At 69.3% G+C, this 24,031-nt stretch carries 23 protein-coding genes; 13 read left to right on the top strand and 10 right to left on the bottom strand.

The annotated features are described in order from the left end of the window. Positions 1–11: 11 nt before the first annotated feature. Positions 12–548, top strand: a complete 537-nt coding sequence (locus tag NS2_RS19420) for a GNAT family N-acetyltransferase (protein ID WP_033089344.1) — start codon at positions 12–14, stop codon at positions 546–548. Here the strand turns inward: NS2_RS19420 and NS2_RS19415 are convergent. Then, complete coding sequence (locus NS2_RS19415; RefSeq protein ID WP_052486703.1) at positions 524–1,246, bottom strand: ATP-binding cassette domain-containing protein; 723 nt, start codon at positions 1,244–1,246, stop codon at positions 524–526. The two genes, NS2_RS19420 and NS2_RS19415, sit on opposite strands and share 25 nt — an antisense overlap. A gap of 204 nt (positions 1,247–1,450) precedes the next feature. Next, complete coding sequence (locus NS2_RS19410; RefSeq protein ID WP_045438247.1) at positions 1,451–2,257, bottom strand: DUF5602 domain-containing protein; 807 nt, start codon at positions 2,255–2,257, stop codon at positions 1,451–1,453. Between the two features lie 196 nt (positions 2,258–2,453). Here NS2_RS19410 and NS2_RS19405 point away from each other — a divergent pair, with 196 nt between their 5' ends. Next, positions 2,454–2,711, top strand: coding sequence for a hypothetical protein (locus NS2_RS19405; RefSeq protein ID WP_033089343.1), 258 nt, complete (start codon positions 2,454–2,456; stop codon positions 2,709–2,711). A 9-nt stretch (positions 2,712–2,720) separates the two neighbouring features. Here the strand turns inward: NS2_RS19405 and NS2_RS19400 are convergent, their stop codons facing one another. Together NS2_RS19400 and zapE are read right to left on the bottom strand one after the other, a co-directional pair. Beyond that, entirely contained in the window at positions 2,721–3,527 is an 807-nt protein-coding gene (locus NS2_RS19400; RefSeq protein ID WP_045438244.1) for a tyrosine-protein phosphatase, read from the bottom strand. Between the two features lie 120 nt (positions 3,528–3,647). Next, positions 3,648–4,670 carry a cell division protein ZapE gene (zapE, locus tag NS2_RS19395; protein ID WP_033089341.1) on the bottom strand — a complete coding sequence of 341 codons (1,023 nt, stop codon included), beginning with the start codon at positions 4,668–4,670 and terminating at the stop codon, positions 3,648–3,650. A 35-nt stretch (positions 4,671–4,705) separates the two neighbouring features. Between zapE and NS2_RS19390 the strand changes: the two genes are divergently transcribed. From NS2_RS19390 to msrB, 4 genes are all read left to right on the top strand, one after another. Next, on the top strand, positions 4,706–5,479 hold the full coding sequence (locus tag NS2_RS19390; RefSeq protein ID WP_045438242.1) for a pyrimidine reductase family protein: 774 nt from the start codon (positions 4,706–4,708) through the stop codon (positions 5,477–5,479). A 32-nt stretch (positions 5,480–5,511) separates the two neighbouring features. Continuing rightward, complete coding sequence (locus NS2_RS19385) at positions 5,512–7,071, top strand: alpha/beta hydrolase (protein ID WP_033089339.1); 1,560 nt, start codon at positions 5,512–5,514, stop codon at positions 7,069–7,071. Positions 7,072–7,344: 273 nt separating this feature from the next. Beyond that, a complete protein-coding gene (locus tag NS2_RS19380) occupies positions 7,345–8,631 on the top strand; it encodes a glycosyltransferase family 87 protein (RefSeq protein WP_045438240.1) in 1,287 nt (428 codons plus the stop codon). Between the two features lie 29 nt (positions 8,632–8,660). Continuing rightward, positions 8,661–9,116, top strand: a complete 456-nt coding sequence (gene msrB, locus NS2_RS19375) for a peptide-methionine (R)-S-oxide reductase MsrB (RefSeq protein WP_052086716.1) — start codon at positions 8,661–8,663, stop codon at positions 9,114–9,116. Between the two features lie 143 nt (positions 9,117–9,259). Here msrB and hemQ read toward each other — a convergent pair whose 3' ends face one another. Both hemQ and NS2_RS19365 read right to left on the bottom strand, forming a co-directional pair. After that, positions 9,260–9,955: a hydrogen peroxide-dependent heme synthase gene (gene hemQ / locus NS2_RS19370; RefSeq protein ID WP_033089349.1), complete on the bottom strand. Its 696-nt coding sequence runs from the start codon at positions 9,953–9,955 to the stop codon at positions 9,260–9,262. 92 nt (positions 9,956–10,047) lie between these two features. After that, positions 10,048–10,689 (bottom strand): TetR/AcrR family transcriptional regulator C-terminal domain-containing protein, encoded by a 642-nt coding sequence (locus NS2_RS19365; protein WP_033089337.1) that lies wholly within the window; start codon positions 10,687–10,689, stop codon positions 10,048–10,050. A gap of 88 nt (positions 10,690–10,777) precedes the next feature. On the opposite strand from NS2_RS19365, the gene NS2_RS19360 reads away from it, so the two are divergent. Continuing rightward, a complete protein-coding gene (locus tag NS2_RS19360; protein WP_033089336.1) occupies positions 10,778–11,728 on the top strand; it encodes a serine/threonine dehydratase in 951 nt (316 codons plus the stop codon). A gap of 77 nt (positions 11,729–11,805) precedes the next feature. Here NS2_RS19360 and NS2_RS19355 read toward each other — a convergent pair whose 3' ends face one another. Both NS2_RS19355 and hemE read right to left on the bottom strand, forming a co-directional pair. Next, entirely contained in the window at positions 11,806–13,152 is a 1,347-nt protein-coding gene (locus NS2_RS19355) for a protoporphyrinogen oxidase (RefSeq protein ID WP_033089335.1), read from the bottom strand. Between the two features lie 399 nt (positions 13,153–13,551). Further along, complete coding sequence (gene hemE / locus NS2_RS19350; protein ID WP_033089334.1) at positions 13,552–14,619, bottom strand: uroporphyrinogen decarboxylase; 1,068 nt, start codon at positions 14,617–14,619, stop codon at positions 13,552–13,554. 73 nt (positions 14,620–14,692) lie between these two features. On the opposite strand from hemE, the gene NS2_RS19345 reads away from it, so the two are divergent. From NS2_RS19345 to NS2_RS19335, 3 genes are all read left to right on the top strand, one after another. Then, complete coding sequence (locus tag NS2_RS19345; RefSeq protein ID WP_033089333.1) at positions 14,693–15,319, top strand: DUF3000 domain-containing protein; 627 nt, start codon at positions 14,693–14,695, stop codon at positions 15,317–15,319. 166 nt (positions 15,320–15,485) lie between these two features. Next, entirely contained in the window at positions 15,486–16,730 is a 1,245-nt protein-coding gene (locus NS2_RS19340) for a ribonuclease D (RefSeq protein ID WP_033089348.1), read from the top strand. Between the two features lie 122 nt (positions 16,731–16,852). Next, a complete protein-coding gene (locus tag NS2_RS19335) occupies positions 16,853–17,371 on the top strand; it encodes a hypothetical protein (protein WP_033089332.1) in 519 nt (172 codons plus the stop codon). Positions 17,372–17,521: 150 nt separating this feature from the next. Here NS2_RS19335 and NS2_RS19330 read toward each other — a convergent pair whose 3' ends face one another. Next, entirely contained in the window at positions 17,522–18,325 is an 804-nt protein-coding gene (locus NS2_RS19330) for an enoyl-CoA hydratase (protein WP_033089331.1), read from the bottom strand. 119 nt (positions 18,326–18,444) lie between these two features. After that, complete coding sequence (dxs, locus tag NS2_RS19325; RefSeq protein ID WP_045438238.1) at positions 18,445–20,391, bottom strand: 1-deoxy-D-xylulose-5-phosphate synthase; 1,947 nt, start codon at positions 20,389–20,391, stop codon at positions 18,445–18,447. Positions 20,392–20,534: 143 nt separating this feature from the next. Here dxs and glsA point away from each other — a divergent pair, with 143 nt between their 5' ends. The 3 genes from glsA (at position 20,535) to NS2_RS19310 (ending at position 24,002) form a co-directional block, all read left to right on the top strand. Further along, positions 20,535–22,370 carry a glutaminase A gene (glsA, locus tag NS2_RS19320; RefSeq protein ID WP_033089330.1) on the top strand — a complete coding sequence of 612 codons (1,836 nt, stop codon included), beginning with the start codon at positions 20,535–20,537 and terminating at the stop codon, positions 22,368–22,370. A 192-nt stretch (positions 22,371–22,562) separates the two neighbouring features. Next, positions 22,563–23,489, top strand: coding sequence for a LysR family transcriptional regulator (locus tag NS2_RS19315; protein ID WP_036546374.1), 927 nt, complete (start codon positions 22,563–22,565; stop codon positions 23,487–23,489). A gap of 93 nt (positions 23,490–23,582) precedes the next feature. Beyond that, a complete protein-coding gene (locus NS2_RS19310) occupies positions 23,583–24,002 on the top strand; it encodes a DUF1707 SHOCT-like domain-containing protein (RefSeq protein ID WP_033089328.1) in 420 nt (139 codons plus the stop codon). The last annotated feature ends 29 nt before the right edge of the window (positions 24,003–24,031 follow it).

The raw sequence follows: 24,031 nt of genomic DNA, 5'->3' as shown, positions 1-24,031 counted from the left end.
TGACTGGAGCGGTGAGCGATACCACTGCCGTCGCACGGGCCGACACCGCGGACGCCGACGCGCTCGCCGCGGTGGCGGCGGTGACCTTCCCGCTGGCCTGCCCGCCCGGCTCGACCCCCGAGGACGAGGCCGCGTTCATCGCGAAGTGGCTGTCGCCGGACCGGTTCCGGGAGTACGTCGCCGATCCCGCGCGGGTGGTACTCAAGGCGGTCACCGATGGCGTGATCGTCGGGTACGCGCTGCTCAATGCCGTGCCGCCCGCCGATCCGGACGTGGCGGCCGTCATCACGCGGCGGCCGGTGACCGAGCTGAGCAAGATGTACGTGCTGCCCGGGCAGCACGGCAACGGCGTCTCGGGGGCGCTCATGAGCAGCGCCCTCGAGATCGCGCGCGCCGAGGGCAGCATCGCCGTATGGCTGGGCGTGAACCAGGAAAACGTTCGCGCCCAGCGCTTCTACGGCAAACACGGGTTCCGCGTCGCAGGGACCAAGACCTTCCTGGTCGGGGCCCAGCGGCACCACGACTACGTCATGCTGCACGAGTTCTGAACCAGCTCCACGCGGCGACCCGTGAAGCGCTGCCGCATGCGGCGGTCGTGGGTCACCAGCACCACCGCGCCCGGGTAGCCGTCCAGGGCCTGTTCCAGATCCTCGACCAGGGCCGGGGACAGGTGGTTGGTCGGCTCGTCGAGCAGCAGCAGTTCCGGCGCGGAGGCCAGGGTGGCCGCCAGCGTCAGCCGTTGCCGCTGACCGCCGGACAGGCTGCCCAGCAGGCGATTTCGGTCGAGCTCGGGCAGTCCGAGCCCGTGCAGGGCCGCGTCCACGCGGGCGTCGGCCGGGTAGCCGCCGCGCGCCTCGAAGCGGGCCGCCAGCGCGGTGTAGCCGCCGAGCAGGCGATCGACATTCCCGGGTGCGGCGGCCGCCAATTCCGCTTCGGCCGTGCGCATCCGGGATTCCAGTTCCCGAATATCGCTCAGCGCCAGGTCGATCGCCTCGCCGACGGTCGCGGTGGGCGGGAGCTCCAGGGTCTGGGCCAGGTAGCCGATGCCGCCCGGGGCCTGCACGATCAATTCGCCATTGTCGGGTACTTCCCGATTCGCGATGAGCCGCAACAGAGTTGACTTGCCCGCACCGTTGTCGCCGATCACCCCGACCTTCTCGCCCGGGCGGATGGACAGGTCGACCGCGTCGAACATGACCCGATCGGCATAGCGCTTGGAGACCCCGGACAGGGTCAGCTGGGACACGGCAAGGGGTTGGAGGGTAAGCAAAGTGATCTCCCATATTTTTTGGGGTGAACGAGGACTCGACGCGGAGCGAAGCTCAACGCGGCGAAGCGATCACAAAAACAGGAAACCGATACCCATGAGGTCTGCGACGTCAGACGGGACGCCGGGTGGTGGTCAACCGAATTGGACGGCGATCACACCCGGCGTCGCGTTCGAAGCCGATCAGCTGGCGTCGTGGTGGGTCAGGCCGGTCAGCGCCACGGTGTAGGAGTCGGCGCCGGTCCGCAGCTCGTAGTGCGTCGGGAAGTACCCGGACGTCTGGAAGGCCTTGGGCTGCTTCACATCCTGGCTCACATCGGGCTTGGAGAGCAGGTAGTCGCGGGTGACCATCGGCTCCACGAAGGTGTACTTGCCGTTCCAGGACCCGTTGATCAGGATCCGGGTGAACTGGAACTGCCCGGGCACCAGCGGCGTGCTGCCGTCGGCCCAGTGCACGCCCATGTACGGCACCGCGGAATCCGGAACCTGCCGGTAATCCTGCGGGACATACTGTGCCGCAGGCGCATTGGCGGCCGCGGTCGCGAAGCCGGGATCGGCCGGATCGATGGCCTGCTGGGCCGCCGTATCGATCATGAAGAAGTGGAAGTCGAAGTGCGGAACCCCGAACAGTGCCATCGGATCGTGGCCCTGCGCGTTCCAGTTCAGCATGACGTGATCGAAATCGGTCGCACCGGCCTGCGCCGGGAAGGCCAGCTCCAGGGTCAGCGGCTGGTGCGGGCCCGGGTCCGCGGTGGGCAGCCCCTCGAGCGCGGCGCGGGTCAGGTGCAGGCCCAGCGCGACGGGATTCCCGTCCCGGTCGAGCTGCACGAAGGTGCTGACCTGGCCATTGCCCAGCTGCTGAGCGGTCCCCTCGAAGGTGCCGGAGCGGTCGGCGGGCTTGCTCGACGAACAGGCCACCGCCAGTGCGGCCGACGCGGCGAGGGCCGCACCCAGTTTTACGGCAGACCGGAGGCGAGGTGAGACGTCCATGATCGATTCCTCGGGTATTCCAGAGCTGGTGAATGGGAACCGAGAATGGGCGCGGGTCTCCGCCATGGTGGCTGCGCGAACCAGCTGCGATTGTCAGGTAATCGATGAATCGCGGTTACCAGCGCGATCGTTATCGGACGTCGCGGAATTTCCGGGCGTAGCGTTTGCGTCTACGCACGGCGGATAGGAACACGTCATGGGCACGCACTCGGACCGGTACCCGGGCGACGCTCCCCCGCCGGCACCGGGCAAGGGACTGGTGATCGCGGCGTTCGCCGCCGCCGCGCTCGCATTGCTGGTCCCCTGCCTATTCGGTTGGGCGGGAATACTTCTCGGCCTGGCGGCCAATCAGAAGGGCCAGCCCCGGGCCAAGGAGGCGGTGTGGACATCGGTGGCCACCATGTGCCTCGGCTTCGTACTGGCCGCCGTGGCCCGGAAGTACTGGCTGGCCTGAAAGCCTTTCTCAGGAAAGCAGTTTCGCCTTCAGCGCGGCCACGTCGGCGTCGGAGAGCTGCAGGCCGTCGCGGACGTAGTTGTCGAAGCTGCCGTAGCTCTGGTTCACCTGGTCGAAGGCGGAGTCCAGGGCGGCGGCGGTGACGCCGTTCATCATGTCGCCGTCCTTGGCGCCGCGGTAGTAGTTCGACAGCAGGTAGTCGTAGTAGACGGTGTCCTTGTCGACGCCCAGGATGGTGAGCAGCACGGCCGAGGTCCAGCCGGTGCGGTCCTTGCCCGCGGTGCAGTGGAACAGCACACCGCCCGGGTTGTAGGCGATGTCGCGCAGCACGTTCGCGAAACCCTCGCTCGCGCCGGGGGCGGTGATGAAGGCGCGGTACAGGTCGGTGCCCGCGGACAGGGTGGAGGCCATCACCTGCGGCGGGGCCTGGCCGATGATGTCGTCGTGGTGCGCGGTCGCGCCCGCGGGGATCTTGTCCACACCCATGAGCTGCTGCTCGTAGCTCGTGCGCAGATCATGCACGGAGACAACGCCGTCCACGGTGAGCTTGGCCAGGTCGTCACCGGTGGCCTTGGACAGATCACCGGTGCGGAAGACCAGGCCGGTGCGCACGGTGCGGCCGTCGGCGGTCCGGTAGCCGCCCGCGTCGCGGGCGTTCAGGACACCGGTCAGGCCGAGCACACGGCTGTCGGTGTTGACCAGCACGCTGCCGGTGGCGGCGGGCGGGTCGGCGGCGAGGGCGGTCGCCGCCGAGCCCAGGCTCGCGGACAGGGCGATGGTGACCACCGCGGCAGCTTGCACGGCACGGGTACGCAAGGTTGATCTCCTTCCGGGGCCGAAAACCGAATTCGGCCCGGCTTTCGCTGACCTTCGAAACTTATTATCTAAGGCAACTATGAGACCGACCGGGGTAGCCCGACTCTCGCATCCGTGCGGTCACACGTGAGCCGGGGCCTCGAAACGCGAGAGTGCCAAGAGTCGCGAGATCGCGCGCAGGTACTTCTTGCGGTAGCCGCCGTCGAGCATCTCCTGGGTGAAGATCTCGTCCAGCTTCGCGCCCGACACGGTCACCGGGATGCCCGCGTCGTAGAGGCGGTCGGCGAGCACCACGATGCGCAGCGCGACCGCCTGATCGGTGACCGTGTGCACGTCCGAGATGTACACGGCGGACACGCCGTGGATCAGCGCGTTGTACCGCGACGGGTGCAGCGTGCTCAGGTGCTTGACCAGTGCGTCGAAGTCGTCGAGCGTGGAATCCGGTGTCTCGGCGGCCCGTTCGACCAGCAGCTCCGGCGAGGTCGGCTCGGGAGCGGGCGGCAGGTCGCGGTGGCGGTAGTCCGGGCCGTCCACGCGGATCGGCTCGAACAGCGAGCCCAGCTTCTTGATCTCGCGCAGGAAGTCCTGGGCGGCGAAACGGCCCTCGCCCAGCTGACCCGGCAGGGTGTTGGAGGTGGCCACGATCGAGACACCGCGGTCGGTCAGCTCGGTGAGCAGGCGCGAGACCAGCATGGTGTCGCCCGGATCGTCGAGCTCGAACTCGTCGATGCAGAGCACGCTGTTGGCCGAGAGGCGCTCCACGGCATTGTTGAAGCCCAGCGCGCCAACCAGATTGGTGACCTCACCGAAGGTGCCGAAGGACTTCGGACCCGGCACGCTGTGGAAGATCGAGGCCAGCAGGTGGGTCTTGCCCACACCGAAGCCGCCGTCCAGGTACAGGCCGATGCCCTGCACCGGCTTCTTCTTGCCGAAAAGGGACTTCTTGTCCGCGGCCTTACGCAGTTTGCTCACCTGATCGGCGAACTGCGCGGCCTTCTGCACGGCCGCGGCCTGAGTGGGTTCCTTCGGGTCCGGGATGTAGGACCCGAAGCTCACCTCGTCGAAGGTGGGCGGGGGAACCATCTGGGCCACGAGCTGGTCTGCCGGAACCTCCGGGTGGCGATCGACGAGGCGTTGCTGCACCGGGCAACTGTAGAACCGTGGTGGGATGGGACCTTATGCAGCATGTGCCGAATGCGATTCAGCTCACAGATCTCACCCGCGACGACCTGGTCGAGCTGTACGCCTATCCGGTAGAGCCGAAGGTCCCGTATGTGCGATTCAACTTCGTCACCAGCATCGATGGCGCGGTCAGCGTGGACGGGCGCTCGGGCGGGCTGGGGACACCCGCGGACAAGAAGGTGTTCGCGCTGCTGCGGGATCTGTCCGATGTGGTGCTGGTCGGGGCGGGCACCGCGCGGGCCGAGCACTACGGTGCGGCGCATACCGATTCGGAGCTGCGGCGGCGACTGTGCCGGGAGGGGTGCGGGGGCGACGCGGACGGGACGCCGCCGCGCATCGCGGTCGTGACCGCCCGCGCGGCACTGGATCCGGGCAGCAAGCTGTTCACCGATCGCGGAGCCCGGCCCCTGGTGCTGACCACCGCCGCCGCGTCCGGCGAGAACAAGAAGCGGCTCGCCGACGCCGGCGCCGAAGTGATCGAGGTCGGCGAGAACCGGTGTGCGGCAGCGGGCATCCGGACCCGGCTCGACGCGCTGGGACTGCGGCGGGTGCTGTGCGAGGGCGGGCCCTCGCTGTTCGGCGAATTCCTCACCGCCGGGGCCGTCGACGAGCTCTGCCTGACCGTGTCACCGCAGCTGGTGGGCGGGAGCGCGGGCCGAATCGCGGTGTCCCCCATGGCCGCGCCCAGCCCCATGCGTCCGCGCCACCTGCTGCTCGATACCGACGGCACGATCTTGACCCGATGGGAACGCGCGCACACCCGAGGCTGAAACCGCGTGCCGGACCTGGCAGGCTGTAGCGCATGCGCTGGACTCGGGCCGCTCTGCTGGCGTCGACACTGTCGGTATTGGTGACCACCGCCTGCGGGGCCGGGCCGTCGAACCGGCCCGCCGTCGCCGTGGACCAGCCGCATCAGGCCGGTGCCGAGGTCAGCACCGCGCCCGCCGACGCCGTCCCGCCCGCGCCCGAGGTGCCCAAGGTCGAGTTGAACTGGCGCGACTGCACGGTGCCGACCTTCAACCTGCTGTCGCTGGGCGCGCCGCCGCAGGGGCTGGTGCTCGAATGCGCCGAATACCCGGCGCAGAAGGACGTGGCCGCAACCGTGCCCGGGAACTTCAAGAACTCGGCCATCCGAGCCCGCTATGACCGCACCCCCAAGGACGCCGCACCGCTCATCCTGACCTCCGGCAACGACCGGTCCTCGACGGCCACCCTCGCCGGGCTGGCGGCCGGCAACGCCAGCGCGCTGCTGGCGGTGCGGCCCATCATCGCGGTGGACCGGCGCGGCATCGGCAGCTCGGTGCCGATCACCTGCATGACCGACCAGCAGCGGCGGATCATTGCCGACCAGGGCCAATTCACCAGGGGCGGAACCGATCCCGTGGACGCCATGAGCGGTCTCGGCCGCGAGGCCGCGGTCGCCTGCCTCGACTTCCTGGCTCCCGAACAGGGCGTGTGGGACGCGCCGCACGCCGCCGACGACATCGAGCAGCTGCGCAAGCAGTTGCAGGTCGATCACCTCGCGCTGATGGGCACCGGCACCGGGGCCAATGTGGCGCTCAACTACGCACGCAAGTACGGGCAGCATCTGGGTCGGCTGGTGCTGGATTCGCCGCAGGCCGTGGGACTCGACGCCAATGGGCGCGCCGAGCAGCGGGTCAAGGGACAGGAGGCCGCGCTCACCGCGTACGCGCAGCGCTGCGCCTCGCTCAAGTGCTCGCTCGGGGCCGATCCGCGGGCCGCGGTCATCGACCTCGTGAACCGCGCCGGCGCCGGGCAATTCGGCGAACTGTCGGCGTCGGCGCTGGTCACCACCCTGACCGGGTTCCTGGGTGACTCACGCACACAGGGCAATCCGCAGATCACCGAATTCGCCGACGCGCTCTCGGCCCTCGGCCGCGGCGACCGCGCCCCACTCACCCCGTTCGTGCTGCGCGCCGCCGCCATCGCCACCGACGGCGAATTCGTCAACCGTTGCAGCGACAACCACGAGCCCTCCACCCCGGTCAAGGCCAAGGAACTCGAAACCGCCTGGGCCACCCAGTATCCGATCTTCGGCAAGGTGGCCGCCATCGACCTGATGACCTGCTCCTCCTGGCCCGCCGCCGCCCCCCTCGCCCGCCCCGAGAAGCTCGAGCTCCCCGTCCTGGTCCTCGGCGGCAGCGCCGATCCCGTGGTCGGCCAGGACGGCCGCCCCACCGTCACCGGCGCTCTCACCAACGCCGGCGCACGCCCCGCCACCGTGGTCTGGCAGGGCTGGGGCCACCCCGCCTTCGCCCACTCCGGCTGCGCCCAGCAAGCTCTCACCGACTACCTCAAATCCGCCAAACTCCCCGCCGACGGCACCGCCTGCCCCGCCTGACCGTTCCGCCGCCTCGGGCGTATCCGGTGCGAGATCGGTTGGCGCACCGATGTACGCCGAGAACAGCACAGGCGCGACCGCGCGGAATCCGCCGGATCGACGCGCGCGCAGTGAGCCGGGTCACCGGGCGGCGGGGGCGCGGAGCGCTTGACTCGGTTGGGCATTAGGGGTCGGTTGGGGGAGTTATCGGGGTGGGGGCCGCAGCGTGCGCCACGCGACACCTAGGGCGGGTCGGGGCGAGTAGACCGGGGGGTTTCGGTGTACCGTGCCCGAGTGTTCCTTCGACAGCTCGAGCCCCGTACCGCTCGCACCACCGCCGAGGTATTGAACTTCGCGCTGTGGCCGGTCGCGATTCTCACCGTGATCCATCGGGTGTTCATCAACGCTGTCAACTATCACGTCACCAATGACTTCACGCCGGTGTACAACGCGTCGCTGGCGTTCTTGAACAAGCGGGCCGTGTACGACGCGAACTTCAGCTCGACCGATCCGGCGTATCTGTATCCGCCGAGTGGGACGCTGCTGATCTCGCCGCTGGCCATTCTCGATCCGGAGAAGTCGCGGTGGGGCTTCATTCTGGTGAATGCCGTTGCGCTGCTGCTGGCCTGGTATCTGCTGCTGCGACTGTTCGACTACACGCTGAACTCGGTGGCCGCGCCCGCGCTGCTGCTGGCCATGTTCGTGTCGGAGACGGTGACGAACACGCTGGGCTTCACCAATATCAACGGCTGCCTGTTCCTGGCGATGATGGCCTACCTGCACCTGATCCTGAAGCGCAAAGATCTTTGGGCCGGTGTGGCATTGGGGTTGACCATCGCGGTGAAGGGGCCGTTGCTGGTGCCGCTGCTGCTGATTCCGCTGGTGCGCGGGCAGTGGAAGGTGTTCATCACCGCCCTGGGTATTCCGGTGGCGCTGAACCTGATCGCCTGGCCGCTGATCGTGGACTACAAGGCGTTCTTCACCCACACGCTGCCGTACCTGATGGAGGCGCGGGACTACTTCAACAGCGCCATCGTCGGCAATGCCGGGTACTACGGTGTCGCGGAGTGGCTGACCTGGACCATTCGCATCGTGATGGGCATCCTGGTGCTGATCTCGCTGTGGCTGCTGTACCGGTACTACCGCGAGGACGAGGTGTTCTACGTCTGCAACACCTCCGGCATCCTGATCACCGCCGTCATGCTGCTGGGCTCGCTGGGCCAGATGTACTACTCGATGTTCCTGTTCCCCATGCTGATGACCGTGGTGCAGCGCAATTCACTGCTGCGCAACTGGCCGGCGTGGCTGGCGATCTTCGGATTCATGTCCTACGACAAGTGGCTGTCGGACCGCTGGCAGAGCCTCGGGCGCGATCTCGAGTACCTGCGCACCACCTTCGGGTGGGGACTGCTGCTCATTGTGGCGTTCTGTGTGCTCGGCGACCGCTACCTGGCCGCCAAGCGTGAGGGACGGCTACAGGTCGGCAAATCGCTGGATCCGGCCTGGATGCACCCGGAATGGGCCACCGCCGAGGTCGAGGACGCCGTCGCGCCGCGCACCCGGGCCGCTGCCGCCATCTAGCGCGCAGCCGCACGTATTAGCGTGGAGCCATGAGTTCCGATGCTGACACCTCGAGCACCCCGAGCGAAGACGCTGTCCCCCGCATCCAGCTGACCCCGCAGCAGTGGCGGGCCAAGCTGAGCCCGGAGGAGTACCGGGTGCTGCGGGAGGCGGGCACCGAGCGCGCGTTCACGGGCGAATACACCGACACCGAGACCGAGGGCGTCTACTCCTGCCGGGCCTGCGGGGCCGAATTGTTCCGCAGCGGCGAGAAATTCCATTCGCACTGCGGGTGGCCGTCGTTCTTCGATCCGGCCGACTCGGACGCGGTGGTGCTGCGGGCGGACGATTCGCTGGGGATGCGCCGCGTCGAGGTGCTGTGCGCGAGCTGCCACAGTCATCTGGGGCACGTGTTCGAGGGCGAGGGTTACCCGACGCCCACGGACAAGCGCTACTGCATCAACTCGATCTCACTGCGACTGCACCCCTCGGACAGCGGCAGCTGATCGAATCGCAGAAAGACTATGGGGCATGCGCGAATCCGCGCATGCCCCGAATTGTGCGGGCAGCCTTGCCGTTACCTCAGGGCAACGCCCGCCGCGCGCTGGCGAGAGGGCCCCCGATCGCCTACGGCAGGGCCCCCGATCGCCTACGGCAAGGCGTTGATGAGCTTGTCCAGCTCCACCCGCGGCCCGGTGAAGAACGGAATCTCCTCGCGCACATGGCGACGCGCCTCGGTGGCGCGCAGGTCGCGCATCAGATCCACGATGCGGTGCAGTTCGGGGGCCTCGAAGGCGAGGATCCACTCGTAGTCGCCCAGCGCGAAGGAGGCCACCGTGTTGGCGCGCACGTCCGGATAATCGCGGGCAGCCTTGCCGTGATCGGCCAGCATCTTGCGGCGCTCCTCGTCGGGGAGCAGGTACCAGTCGTAGGAGCGCACGAACGGGTACACGCAGATGTAGTTGCCCGCCTCCTCGCCCGCGAGGAAGGCCGGGATGTGGGACTTGTTGAACTCGGCCGGCCGGTGCAGGGCGGCCTGGCTCCAGACCGGGTTGGAGATCTGGCCCAGCTCGGTGATGCGGCGGAAGTCGGCGTAGGCGGCCTGGAGATCCTCGATCTTCTCCGCGTGCCACCAGATCATGAAGTCGGCGTCGGCGCGCAGGCCGGCGACATCGTAGATACCGCGCACCACGACACCGCGCTCTTCGAGGGAATCGAAGAAGGCGCGGGCCTCCTTGATCACCGCCTCGCGGTTGTCACCGAGCTCGCCGGGCTCCACCTGGAACACCGAGAACATGAGGTAGCGGATGGTGTCGTTGAGTGCCTTGTAGTCGAGTCGCGCCATGGCACCCATCGTGCCACTGCGCCGAAATCCGGCCGGAATCGGGCAGGGCGGACATGGTGATTCGGATCGCAGGTTCGCCCGGCTCGCTCGGATCAGACGGCCCAGGAGGCGATCAGGCGGCGCAGGCCGTCGTGGAAGACCTCGTCGCTGGTGAGCAGTTTGCTGATGGTGTCCAGATGGGTTGCCATCACCGGGTATTCGGCCGGGTCGAGGGCCGCCAGTCCCGCGCGGGTGCGCAGCTGCGCCGGTTTGCGGTCGCGGTGCTCGACCAGGCCCGCGCAGCCCAGGGTGTAGAGGTAGCACTCGCGGTAGGCCCGGAACGCCGCGGCGGGGCTCAGGCCCAGCGAAATATTGTCGGCCAGTTGCGGTTCGGTGAGGCGAGCCAGCAGGCGCGGGCCCACCCAGGGGCGCGGGCCGCGCAGCATCACCAGGCCGGGGTGGGCGGTGAGCAGGGTGTACCAGGCCACGAAGCGGCGTTCGGTGGCGTGCGCCCAGTCGCCGCAGCCGGGCGGGATCTCGGGCAGGTCCAGGGCCAGGTGGTCGGCCAGCAGGTCGAGCAGGCCGTTGAAATCGCCGCCGCCCCTGCGCACCACGGTGGTGTGCGAGACCCGCAGGTCGGTGGCGATGGCGCGGAAACTCAGTTCGGCGGCCCCACGGGTTTCGATGATCTCCAACCCGGCCCGGGCGATGGCCTCCGGTGTCGCCTCGTCGAGCGACTTCGAGTTCCTGGGCATGAGTCCAGTGTAAGTTACAGTGTATTCAGGGGGTCGAACCGGCCGGGGAGCCGGGAGCAATTCATCGACGAAAACGAAAGAAGCGCAAGTGCATCCGACATATGCCGAGGTGACGGCGGCTGCCGCACGCATCACCGGACACATCCGACCGGTGGTGACGGCGCGGGCGGACGCCGACACCGTCCCCGTCGCCGGAGAGGTCTGGTTCGCGCTCGAGCACATGCAGCACACCGGCAGTTTCAAGGCGCGCGGGGCCGCCAATTTCGTACTGGCGCAGCGGGAACAGGGAACGCTGCCCCGGGTGGGGATCACCATCGCCTCCGGCGGGAACGCGGGCGTGGCGTGCGCGTGGGCGGCCCGGCTGATCGACTCCGCCGCCACCGTCTTCCTGCCCGACACCGCACCCGTGGTGAAGGTGGCGCGACTGCGGGCGCTGGGGGCCCAGGTGCTCAGCGGCGGCAACGCCTACGCCGACGCGGCCGCCGAATGCGAACGCTTCGCCGCCGCCAGCGGGGCGTTGCGCTCGCACGCCTATGACGACCCCTACGTCGCGGCGGGCGCGGGCACGCTGCTCGACGAAATCGTCGCGCAGATACCGGATCTCGACACCGTGGTGGTGGCGGTCGGCGGCGGGGGCCTGCTGACCGGAATCACGGTCTCGGCCAACCATCACGGGGTCCGCGTGGTCGCGGTCGAACCCGAACGCTGCCGCGCCTTCAGCGCCGCCCTCGAGGCGGGCGAGCCCGTGGACGTCGAAATCGACTCCGTCGCAGCCGATGCGCTCGGCGCGCGCCGCATCACCCCGATGGCCTTGTCCGCCGCCGCCGAGGGCGACGTCCGCTCGGTGCTGGTCACCGACAAGCAGATCATCGCCGCCCGCCAAACCCTGTGGGACTGCCGCCGCCTCGCCGTCGAACACGCCGCGGCCACCGCCCTGGCCGCATTGCTCTCCGGCGCATACGTTCCCACCCCGGGCGAACGAGTGGCCGTCATCATCTGCGGCGCCAACACGGACCCCAGCGACCTCGTGATCGGCTGAACCTCCGCAATCAACCGCGCCTCGGGATGGCCAGGGCCTCCATGCCGGGGTTGGATGAGTGGTGCGGTCGGTGTGGATCAGGCCAGATGCTCGGCGATGCGAGCTGCGGCCACGGTGCCGGACGCGGCGCAGGCGGGGACGCCGACACCGTCGAGGTAGGCACCGGCCAGGGCCAGGCCGGGGAGATCGGCTGTGGCGGAACGCAGATCGGCGATCCGGGTGGTGTGGCCGGGAGCGTATTGCGGCAGGCCACCGGGCCAGCGTTGCACGAAGGTGCGCAGGGGCCGGATCTCGAGGCCGGTGACGGTGGCGAGGTCTTCGACGGCGGCCTCGATGAGGTCGTCGTCGGGCCAGGACAGCGGGGAATCGTCCCCGAAGCGGCCGAAAGACGCTCGGACCAAGGCTACGTCGCGGGCGGCCAGGTGCGGCCATTTGCGGCTGGAGAGCGTGAAAGCCTTGGCGCGCAACGGCTCACCGGTGGCGACCAGGATGCCGGAGTTGTCGGGGAGGGCCGTTTCGGCCGGGAGGGCCATGGCGACAACGGCGGAGGAAGCCAGCTCGATGCCCGCGGCGAGTTCAGCGGCCTCCGGGGCCACCCCGCGCAGGAGTTCGGCGGTGACCGGGGCGGGGGTCGCGAGGATCACGGCGTCGACCTCGCCGACCGGGTCCAGCCGCCAGCCGGCCGCGGTGTGGGTGAGACCTGTTGCGGCCGTACCTATTTCAACCTTCACATCGGCGGCTTCGCGCAGGGCGTCGAGCAGGACGCGGTAGCCGTCGCGGATGCCGCCGAAGACCGGCGTCGGGCCCGGCGCCGGCAGCGCGTCCGACACCGCCTGCGTCAGGCTGGTCGCGCCGCGATCGAGGGCGGCGGCCAGCGGGGGCAGCGCGGCCCGCACGCCGATCGAATCCGCCAGTCCCGCATACACTCCGCCGAGCAGCGGATCGACGCTGCGCCGGACCACCTGCTCCCCGAACCGATCCCGCACCAGCTCCCCCACCGATACGTCACCACCCGGCTGCCACGCCATCGGCCGGTTCGGCTCGTCCGCGATCACCGCCAGGGTCTGCGCATCCACCAGTCCCGCAACCGATTCGGCCGCGCCCGGAATCCCCATCAGCGTCCGCTCCGGCAGCCGATGCCCGCTCCCCTGCGACCACACCAGCGGCCGCTTCCCCGCCGGATAAACGAGCTGATCCCCGATCCCCAACTCCCCCATCAACTCCGGAATCTCGGGCCGCCGCCCCACGAACGCCTCGGCCCCCAGATCGACCGGATCCCCCTCGATCTCCACGGTCCGCAGAATTCCCCCGACCCGGTCCCGGCGCTCGATCAACACCAGTTCCGCCGCGTCTCCGAGCGCCTTACGCACCCGATACGCGGCCACCAGCCCACTGATGCCACCACCGACCACCGCGACCCGCATCGACCACTCCTCGTCACCTCGTCGGGGCCGCGGCCGGACACACCTCGCAGCCCGCGACCCGACTCTCGATGTCGAGCCGCTTTTCCCGCCAACCTACTCCCGCCACCGGGCCTGCCCGCCTCGGGTGCCGCTCCCGCAGCGGCTCGGACCGACGCCCAGGAAACCAGCCTGACCAGACCTTTCAGCGGCCGGAGCGGAGGCAGTGCACGTCCTCGCGGAAAACCCGCGCGATGAAACGTGATTGACGCCGCCCCGGATCGCCGGTCCGGCGGGGCCGCGGCGGCCCACCGCCCGTTCGTCCGGCGAGCCGTGCGGCGCGCGGATTGCCGCGCCCGGCCCGGCGCTCAGGATCGGACCGACGGTGTTCGGCGGCCCCTTCCGCCCGCCCCGGGTCTCGGGTCAGAGCGGGGACGGGAGGCTGTGGATCAGGGCGACCGTTTCGGTGATGACGGTGGGGTCGGTGTCGGGGAGGACGCCGTGGCCGAGGTTGAAGATGTGGCCCTTGGCGCCCAAAGTGATTGCCTCGTCGGCCTCGTGGGCGATGCGGCGCACCTCGGATTCGATGGCGGCCGGGTCCGCGAAGAGGACGGCGGGATCGAGGTTGCCCTGCAAGGCTTTTCCGGGGCCGACGCGGCGGGCGGCTTCGGGCAGCGGGATGCGCCAGTCGACGCCGACGACGTCCGCGCCCGCTTCGCCCATGGCGCCCAGCAGTTCTCCGGTGCCGACGCCGAAGTGAATGCGCGGCACGCCCGCCGAGGCGATCTCGGCGAAGACGCGTTCGGAGTGCGGCAGCACGAATTCGCGGTACTGGGCCAGGCTCAGCGCGCCCGCCCAGGAGTCGAAGAGCTGCACCGCGTCCACGCCCGCCTCGATCTGGGCGCGCAGGAATTCGATGGTGATGTCGGTGAGCACGCCCAGCAGCTGGTGCCAGGTCTCCGGGTCGGCGAGCATCATCGCCTTGGTGCGCTCGTGGTTCTTGCTGGGCCCGCCCTCGACCAGGTAGGACGCCAAAGTGAACGGGGCACCGGCGAATCCGATGAGCGGCACGTTGTCGAGCTCGTCGAGCAGCAGCTTCACCCCCGCGGTGATCGCGCCCACTTCCTCGCGGCGCAGGCGCGGCAGCTTGCGCACGTCCTCGACGCTGCGGATGGGCTCGGCCACGACCGGGCCGACACCGGCCACGATGTCGAGGTCGATGCCCGCGGCCTTGAGCGGAACCACGATGTCGGAGAACAGGATTGCCGCGTCCACATCGTGGCGGCGGACCGGCTGCATGGTGATCTCGCACACCAGCTCCGGATCGAAACACGATTCCAGCATGCCGATTCCGGCACGCACCTTCCGGTACTCCGGAAGGGACCGACCGGCCTGTCTCATAAACCACACCGGACGCCGATGCGGCACGCCACCGGTGGCGGCGGCAAGGAACGGGGCATCGGCCAGCAGGCGGCGGGTGTGAGTACTCATCACCGCCCATCGTAAAGGCCCCCGGCGGCGCGCCTCGCACCACCGAGCTCCCGAGAGGTCTACGGTGCCATTCGTGACACCGCTCGACTTCCGTGACGGCGCAGCCCCCAACCCGGAGCCCGAAGAACCAGCCCGGTTCCGCGCCGCGGTCGAGGCCATGGGAACCGCATCCGTGCATCCTCGAATCGAGCTGGCACCGATCCGCCCGCCGCAGCGCCTCGCCCCCTACTCGTACGCACTGGGCGCGGAAGTCACCCGTCCCGACGCCAATGTGGTGCCCGTCGACTCCGACGGCGACGCCTTCGGCCGGTTGATCCTGCTGCACGACCCGGCCGGGCAGGAAGCCTGGCACGGCGTCTTCCGCCTGGTGGCCTACATCCAGGCCGACATCGACTCCGCCCTCGCCGCCGACCCGCTGCTGCCGGAGGTGGCGTGGAGCTGGCTGGTCGACGCCCTCGACTCGCGCGCCCCGTTCACCGCGCTGGGCGGCACGGTCACCTCGACCAGCTCGGTGCGCTACGGCGACATCGCCGGACCGCCGCGCGCGCATCAACTCGAACTGCGGGCGTCGTGGACCGTCACCGACACCCTGATGCGACCGCACGTGGAGGCCTTCTGCGAGGTGCTCGCCTACGCGGCCGGCTTACCGCCCGCCGGGGTAACCCGGCTGGACGTGCGCCGCGGCGAGGGCGACGAATAATTGCGCCCCCACCTGGAAAATCGCCCCTTGCCTGCGAGAACGTCTGTACTGCAACGAAATCGGCGGGCCCGACGTACGATTCCCGATGGCCCGACGCAGTGTCACGGCCGGTCGTTTCACCGACGTGACGCGGCTCGCCCCTGCCCTACCCGTAGAGTTCAAGACCATGTCCGTACCAGATGAGCCCGAAGCCACTGCCGCGGTACCGTTGCTCGCGCCAGTGGACGGTGTACCGCCGGTACTGGACAGCGCCGCCGAAGTGGCCGACGCGGCCCGCGCACTGGCCGCCGGAACCGGACCGCTCGCGGTCGACGCCGAGCGCGCCTCCGGGTTCCGCTACTCCAATCGCGCCTATCTGATCCAGTTGCGCCGCGAGGGCGCGGGCAGCTTCCTGATCGACCCGATTCCGGTGGACGGGGATCTGGAACCGCTCGCCGCGGCCATCAACGATCTGGAGTGGGTGCTGCACTCCGCCGAGCAGGATCTGCCCGGACTGGCCGAACTCGGTCTGTACCCGGCCCGGCTCTTCGACACCGAACTCGGCGGCCGCCTGGCGGGCTACGAGCGCGTCGGCCTGGCCGCCATGGTGGAGAAGCTGCTCGGCCGCGAGCTCAAGAAGGGCCACGGCGCGGCCGACTGGTCCACCCGCCCGCTGCCCGACGACTGGCTCAACTACGCCGCCCTCGATGTCGAGTTACTCATCGAGCTGCGCGACGCGGTCGCCGCCGACCTGGCCGAGCAGGGCAAATCCGACTGGGCCGCACAGGAATTCGAGCACGTGCGCAGCGCCGAACAGTCGGCCCCCAAGTCCGACCGCTGGCGGCGCACCTCCGGCATCCACACCCTGCGCCGCACCCGCCAGCTCGCCATCGTCCGCGAACTATGGACCACCCGCGACCGCCTGGCCCGCCTGCGCGATGTCGCCCCCGCCCGCATCCTGCCGGACTCGGCGATCGTGGCCGCCGCCACCAACGAGCCCAAGTCCATCGCCCAGCTGCGCACCCTGCCGATCTTCGGCGGCCCGCGCCAGCGCCGCTACTCTCGCGAATGGCTCGGCGCGGTCGAACGCGCCCGCGCCCTGCCCGACTCCGAACTCCCTCCGCTGACCCAGCCGTTCGACGGCCCACCCCCGGTCAACCGCTGGGAGCGCCGCGACCCGGCCGCCGCCGCCCGTCTCCAGCGCGCCCGCGCCGCCATGACCGACCTCTCCACCGAGGTCTCCATCCCGGTCGAAAACCTCCTGACTCCGGACCTGCTGCGCCGCATGTGCTGGGACGGCCTGCCCAAGTCCGCCACCAACGGCGAGGCCCCCGGCCTCATCGAGGACTACCTCGCCGCGGGCGGCGCGCGCCCCTGGCAACGCGAACTCGCCGTCCCCCGCCTGAGCGAAGCCCTCTACCCGAAGGACTGACCACGGAAATATCGCCCAAGTAAGTTGGGGCACAACAGTTTTCTGAAGTGGACTCATTTCACAGTAGGTGAAAGTTGGATTCTGTCGACCCCCGGGCAGGGGGGACGAACAGGAGTCCACACATGCATGTCGCCCGCCATCGCACCCGCCACTTCGCCTGGGCCGCAACCCTTGTCGGCGTCACCGCAACCCTCGCCGCGCTCTCCCCCGGCCTCGCCAGCGCCGGTCTCCACGGCATCGAGATACGCGACTGCTCGAGCGTAACATGCACGCCTCCAGCATCTTTCGTCGTCGGACAGAGCTATACCTTCTTCGCGCCCTACGACGGCACCAGTGCCACCCCTCCCACCAGCGACTTCTACGACAACGGCGCCTGCCTCGGCGGCAGCCAGTACTCGGTCACCTGGGTACCGCTCACCACCGGAACCCACACCCTGTCCACGAGCTCCTACAGCGGCCTGTTCAACCTTGCCACCACGACGGACTCGGTAACGGTGACCGTCGTAGCCGCACCCCCCGGAGCGCCGACCCCGCACCAGCCCCAGCAGGGCGGCTGCGGTGGCGGCGGCAGCATCGGCTCCGGCAGCAGTCTGCTCCAGCCCGGCAGCTCGTACTCGACACCGTCCGGACACCTGGGCTGACCGACGACCCCCGACCCGACGTCGCAGAAACAAGTTCAGGAATGCACACCCAATCCCGATCCCTGCGCCGCATCGGCTGAGGCGCAACCACTCCGGCCTGGGCATCTCCGCCCCTCGGCGCGCAGGGGCGTCAAAGGACGGAGTCGCCGCTCAGTCGCGGAAGTCGGGTGAGCGGCGGTCGCGGCGGGCTCGGATGGCCTCGTCGAAGTTGTCGGTGGTGAGGCGGACGTAGAGCTGGGCCAGGCCCTCGTTCTGCATGTGGGATTCGAAAGAGCCTGCCTCCAGCCCGTTCCAGAGCAGGCGTTTGGTGAGTTCGCCGCCGACTCGGGACCAGCGGATGATCTGGTCGGCGGTGTCGTAGGCGGCCTCGAGGAGTTTGTCGGCGGGGACGACGCGGGAGACGATGCCGACGCGTTCGGCTTCCGCGGCGTCGACATCGCGGCCGGTGAGCATGATCTCGAAGGCGCGGGTGGTGCCGATGGCGCGGGGCAGGGTGTAGCTGATGCCGAGTTCGGCGGAGGTGAGGCCGTTGTTGATGCCCGCGGCGCGGAAATAGGCGTCCTCCGAAGCGATTCGGATGTCGGTGCCCATGGCCAGGCAGAAGCCGCCGCCGATGGCCGCGCCGTTGATGGCGCTGATCACCGGCTGATGCATGCGCTTGATGGTGAGCATGACATTGTCGAGCAGCGTCATGGAGCGGCGCGCGATGCTGGTGCGCGTCAAACCCTCCACCCCCGGCACCTTGCCCGCGTGCTGGAGATCCGCGCCCGAGCAGAACCCGTGCCCGGCCCCGGTGAGCACCACCACCCGCACCTCGTTGTCGGCCGCCACATCCTCGAGGGTCTCGCGCAGCGGCACCATGACGTCGAACGCCATGGCATTCATCCGCTCCGGCCGATTCAACGTGACCAACGCGATCTGGGGACGCGGCTTCTCGACAAGCACAAACGACATCCGAACTCCTGACCAGAAACTGTAACCTGTTACAGAATCTACGCGAGAAGTCCAGCTCCACATAGAAAACGGATCCGCGATCGGTGTGATCGCGGGTCCGTGGCCGTGCGGCGGGACCGCTACTCGACGGCGGGGAGCAGCGCGTCCTCGATCTCGCTGGCGGAGGTGTCGGTCGCGCCCAGCCAGACGTGCACGCGCTGGGCGACCTCGCCGGGGGTCAGGCCGAGCTCCTGGTGGATCTTCGAGCGCAGGGCGTGGTCCAGGAACTGCTGCGGCACACCGAGATCGCGGGCCGGGACGTCCACGCCCGAGCTGCGGAGCCGGGCCGAGACGGTGGAACCGATGCCGCCGTGCAGGCCACTGTCCTCGAGGGTGACCACGAGGCGGTGGTTCTCGGCCATCTTGACCAGGGTGTCGGACACCGGCAGCACCCAGCGCGGGTCCACCACGGTGACCGAAACCCCTTCGGCCTCCAGCAGATCCGCGACCTTCAGGGCGAGCTCGGCGAACGGTCCGACCGCGATCAGCAGCACATCGGCGTGCGCCGAATAGGAGGCGGCGTCGGGCACATCGGGCAGGCGCAGCACATCCACGCCCTCGAAACGCTCCACGGCCGGAATCTCTTCGATCGCAGTGCCCTTCGGGAAACGGATGGCGGTGGGGCCGTCGCTGATGTGCAGCGCCTCCCCCAATTCCTCACGCAGCCGGGCGGCGTCGCGCGGGGCGGCGACCCGGATGCCGGGAACGATGCCCAGCACCGACAGGTCCCACATGCCGTTGTGCGAGGCCCCGTCGTCGCCGGTGATGCCCGCGCGGTCGAGCACCAGCGTGACCGGGAGCTTGAGCAGCGCCACATCCATGAGCAGCTGATCGAAGGCCCGGTTGAGGAAGGTCGAGTAGATGGCGACCACCGGGTGCAGCCCGCCCAGGGCCATACCGGCCGCGGAGGTCATGGCGTGCTGTTCGGCGATGCCGACGTCGAACATGCGGTCCGGGAAGCGATTTCCGAACGGTGTCAGCCCGGTCGGGCCCGGCATGGCGGCGGTGATGGCGACGATGTCGTCGCGCTGCTCGGCCTGGGCGATGAGTTCCTTGGAGAACACCGAGGTCCAGCTCGGCGCGGACGGGCCGCCCAGCGGCTCACCGGTCTCCGGGTCGATCTGGTTGATGGCGTGCATCTGATCGGCCTCGTGATCCTCGGCCGGTTTGTACCCGCGGCCCTTCTGCGTCACCGCGTGCACGATGACCGGACCGCCGAAGTCCTTGGCGCGCTTGAGCGCGGCCTCCAATTGCACCTGATCGTGGCCGTCGACCGGGCCCACGTACTTGAGCCCGAGATCGCTGAACAGCTCCTGCGGCGCGACCGCGTCCTTGATGCCGGTCTTGATGGCGTGCAGCATCGAGTACGCCGAATCCCCCACGCGCGGAATGCTCTGCACGATCCGTTTGGTGGCGTCGAGCGCGTGCTCGTAGGCGGGCTGGGTGCGCAACCCGGCCAGCCGCTCGGCCAGACCGCCGATGGTCGGTGCGTAGGAACGGCCGTTGTCGTTGACCACCACGACGACCGAGCGATCCTGCCCGGCGGCGATATTGTTCAACGCCTCCCAGCACATGCCGCCGGTCAGCGCGCCGTCCCCGACGACCGCGACCACGTGCCGCTTCTGCCGGGTCAGCGCGAACGCCTTGGCGAGACCGTCGGCGTAGGACAGCGAGGCCGACGCGTGCGAGGACTCCACCCAGTCGTGGACGCTCTCGGCCCGGCACGGATACCCCGACAGCCCGCCTTCCTTGCGCAGCGTGTCGAACCCGTCCTTACGACCGGTGAGGATCTTGTGCACGTACGCCTGATGCCCGGTGTCGAAGATGATCGGGTCGGCGGGCGAGTCGAAAACGCGGTGCAACGCGATGGTCAGCTCCACGACCCCGAGGTTCGGACCCAGGTGCCCGCCGGTGACGGCGACCTTCCGCACCAGGAATTCGCGAATCTCCTCGGCCAGCTCGTGCAGTTCCCCCACCGACAGCCGGCGCAGGTCCTCGGGCGTATCGACCCGGGAAAGCACTCCCACGGCTATTGCTCCCTCCGGATGTCTCCTGTGATTGCAACAGTCTACGGAGCCCTCGTCGGCCCCCAATTCCAGGAACGAATGTCACCTGCGACATCGCAGCAGATGTGAGGCTCAACACACGTTACGCCGGTTACAGTGGCCCGGTGGTCCCCTCCGGCGGCGTCGTGGCCCGCATCATCGACGAAGTCTACGAGCTGTGCCGAGCTGACACATCGGGAACGCTGGCCGACTACATTCCGGAACTGGCGGCGGTGCAACCCGATTCGTTCGGCATCTGCCTGGCTACCGCGGACGGGCGGGTGTACGGGAGCGGAGATCTGGACACCGCCTTCACCATTCAGTCGATCTCCAAGCCGTTCACATACGCGCTGGCCCTGGCCGATCGGGGGCCCGCGGCGGTGGCCGAGCGCATCGATGTGGAGCCCTCGGGGGAACCGTTCGCGGAAATCAGTCTGGACCCCGTGACACAGCGGCCGCGCAATCCCATGATCAATGCCGGGGCCATCGCGGCGGCCTCGCTGATCGAGGGGACGGACGCGGCCGACCGGTTCGCCCGAATCCGGCGCAGCTACAGCCGATTCGCCGGACGCGAGCTGAGCATGAACGAGGCGGTGTACGCCTCCGAGGCGCGCACCGGGTACCGCAATCGCGCCATCGGGTATCTGCTGCGCGGGGCCGGGATCATCGACATCGATCCGGACGAGGCGGTGGACCGCTACTTCCGGCAGTGCTCGATCGATGTCACCTGCCGCGATCTCGCGCTGATGGCCGCGACGCTGGCCAACAACGGGGTGAATCCGCTGACCCGGGAACGCGCGCTGACGCGGCCGCTGGTCGAGCAGGTGCTCTCGGTCATGACCACCTGCGGCATGTACGACTCGGCGGGCGACTGGGTGACCACGGTCGGGCTGCCCGCGAAAAGCGGTGTGGGCGGCGGGATCCTGGCCGTGCTACCCGGGCAGATCGGCATCGCGGTCCACTCGCCCCGGCTGGACGCGCACGGCAGCAGCGTGCGCGGGGTGAAGGCGTGCCGGGAACTGTCGAACCGGCTCGGCCTGCACTTCCTGCACGTGACCCGGGCCGCGCACACCGCGATCCGCGCCGCCTACTCGGTGGCCGATGCGCCCTCACGGCTGCGCCGCGACGCCGACGAACTGGCGGTGCTGCACGAATTCGGTGATCGCGCACGGATCTTCGAACTGCACGGCGACCTGTTGTTCGCCGGTGCGGAATCGACCGTGCGCACCGTGGAGGATTCCGCGACCGAGCTCGAGGCGCTGGTGCTGGATCTGCGCGAGGTCGGCGACGTGAGCCCGATCGCGGTTCGCATGTTCGACGATCTGGAGGCCGAACTGGCCGCCGCCGGTTGCCGGGTGGCCCTGGTGGATCCCGACGGCAAGCTGGGCCATCTGGTTTCGAGCCTGGTGCCCGACGATCCGCGCGGGCGGGTGTTCATCGATCGCGACGCGGCCACCGAATGGTGCGAACAACTCATCCTCGACGCGCACCGACCGCCCGGCCAGGAGTGCCCCGCCGCCCTGACCATCGACCGGCATCCGGCGCTGGCCGATATGCCCGACGACGAACGCGCGCTGCTGGCAAAGGAATTCGAGACCCGCACCATCGCGCGCGGCGAACTCATCGTGGCCCGCGACAGTCCGCGCTGCGGGCTGTTCCTGATTCTCGACGGCCGGGTCCGGTTCACCTTCACCGACCGCGACCGGCGTCGCCACCGGCTGATCACCCTCACCCCGGGCATGTCCTTCGGCGAGACCTCGATGCTCGCAAGCGTTCCCTACGCCAATGACGTCTACGCCGAGACCACGGTCCGGGTGGCGGTGCTGCCGCCCGCGCGCTTCGACCGGCTCACCAGCCAGGCCCCGCAGATCAAACTGGCCCTGCTGGAGCGGCTCGCGGCCGCGGCCTACACCCAGGCCGATGCCGCCGTGCGCGCGGTCGCGGCGCACGGCGGCATCTGACTGCTTCCGGGACACGGCCGTCCGACACCCCTCGCGGTCGCACGACGTCTCCCGTAGTCGTTCCGCTCGGGTCAGCGGGCGGTCAGCGGGGCGGCGTGCACTGCCAGCAAACACCGCGCATCACTGACCGATCCAGCATCGGGCACGTGTCGGATTTCCATCAATGGGCAAATCCTGGACAATCGATAAGAAATGCTGATCGATGAATCCTTCCGCGAGAGCCGCGTCGACCCCGCCGAACTGGAGGCGTTCCTGGTCTTGGCCGAGGAGTTGCACTTCGGCCGCACCGCCGCGCGGCTGGGGCTCTCGCAGCCCCGGGTCAGCCAGTTGATCCGGAGTCTGGAACGGCGCATCGGGCGACGACTTGTCGAACGCACCAGCCGCCGGGTCGCGCTGAACCCGCTGGGCGAACATCTGGTGACGCGCATCCGCCCGGCCTTCGCCGACCTGCGGCAGGCCATCGACGAGACCCGTACCGCCGCACGCGGATTGCGCGTCGGGTTCCTGGGGCCCTACGGCCACACGCTGGACGCGGCGATGACGCAGTTCCGGGCGCGGCACCGGGAATGCCCGGTCACGCTCACCCAGCTGTCCTGGACCGATATCTACGGGCCGCTGCGCCGCGGCGAGGTGGACGTCCAGATCTCCCTCGCCCCGGTCGAACAGCCGGATCTGACCGTGGGCCCGGAGCTGGCGGTGTTCCCGCGGCTGCTGGCCATCGCCCGCAGCCACCCCTGGTCCCGGCACGACTCCATCGATATCGAACAGCTGGCGGAACTGCGGGTGATCGGCCCGCACCCCGGCGTCAGTCCCGAATTCGCGCGCGGCTTCTGGCCGCCCGCTTTCACCCCGTCCGGACGCCCGATCCCGCAGGCCGCGCCCGCGCGCACCGAACCCGAAATGCTCTCGGCCGTCGCCCATACCGACGCGGTCTTCGCGACCACCACCGCCATGCCCACCTACTTCGCCCACCCGGAGGTGGCGTTCGTGCCGTTGACCGGTCTGGCCGCGGCCCGGGTGCTGCTGGTCTGGCGCAGCGGCAACGACCATCCGCGGGTCGCCGAATTCGCCGCGCTGGCCGCCGAACACGCCGCGCCCGGCGTACGTCGGCAGGCGTAGCGCGGATTACGCCGACGGGTGCAGGCGCGCCGTGGAAAACGCGCCTACGCTGGCGGACAACGAGATTGCTTCCCTCCCATGAGGCGGATTGTCATGAGCGAATTCGACCCCGCGGTCTACGGGCCGCCCGAAATCCGCGTCGGCACCGCGGAACGCGAGCAGGCCGCCGCGGCGCTGGGCGAACATTTCGCGGCCGGCCGGCTCGACGTCGCCGAATACGACGACCGGGTGGGCCGGGCCTACGCCGCCAAGACCGCGGGCGAGCTGACGGTGCTCTTCGGCGATCTGCCCCGGCCGCAGCCGCCCGCCCCGCAGCTGCTCGCCCCGGCCCCGATGCCGCGGCGGCCGGTGCCGGTCGTGCCGGTCGCGGCGGCGGTGTTCCTGGTGTTCGCCCTCGGGTTCACGGTGTTGACGCACCTGCCGTTCTTCCTGCTGCCGTTCCTGTTCTTCCTCGCCGCCTCGCGCGGGCGACGCGGCTTCGGACCCCGCGGGCCGCGCTATTACCGGACGTGAGAGCGCTACCGGACATGAGGGTTAGTACT

Source organism: Nocardia seriolae NBRC 15557 (assembly GCF_007990715.1).
Lineage (GTDB): Bacteria > Actinomycetota > Actinomycetes > Mycobacteriales > Mycobacteriaceae > Nocardia > Nocardia seriolae.
This window is presented reverse-complemented; position numbering and strand designations above follow the sequence as displayed.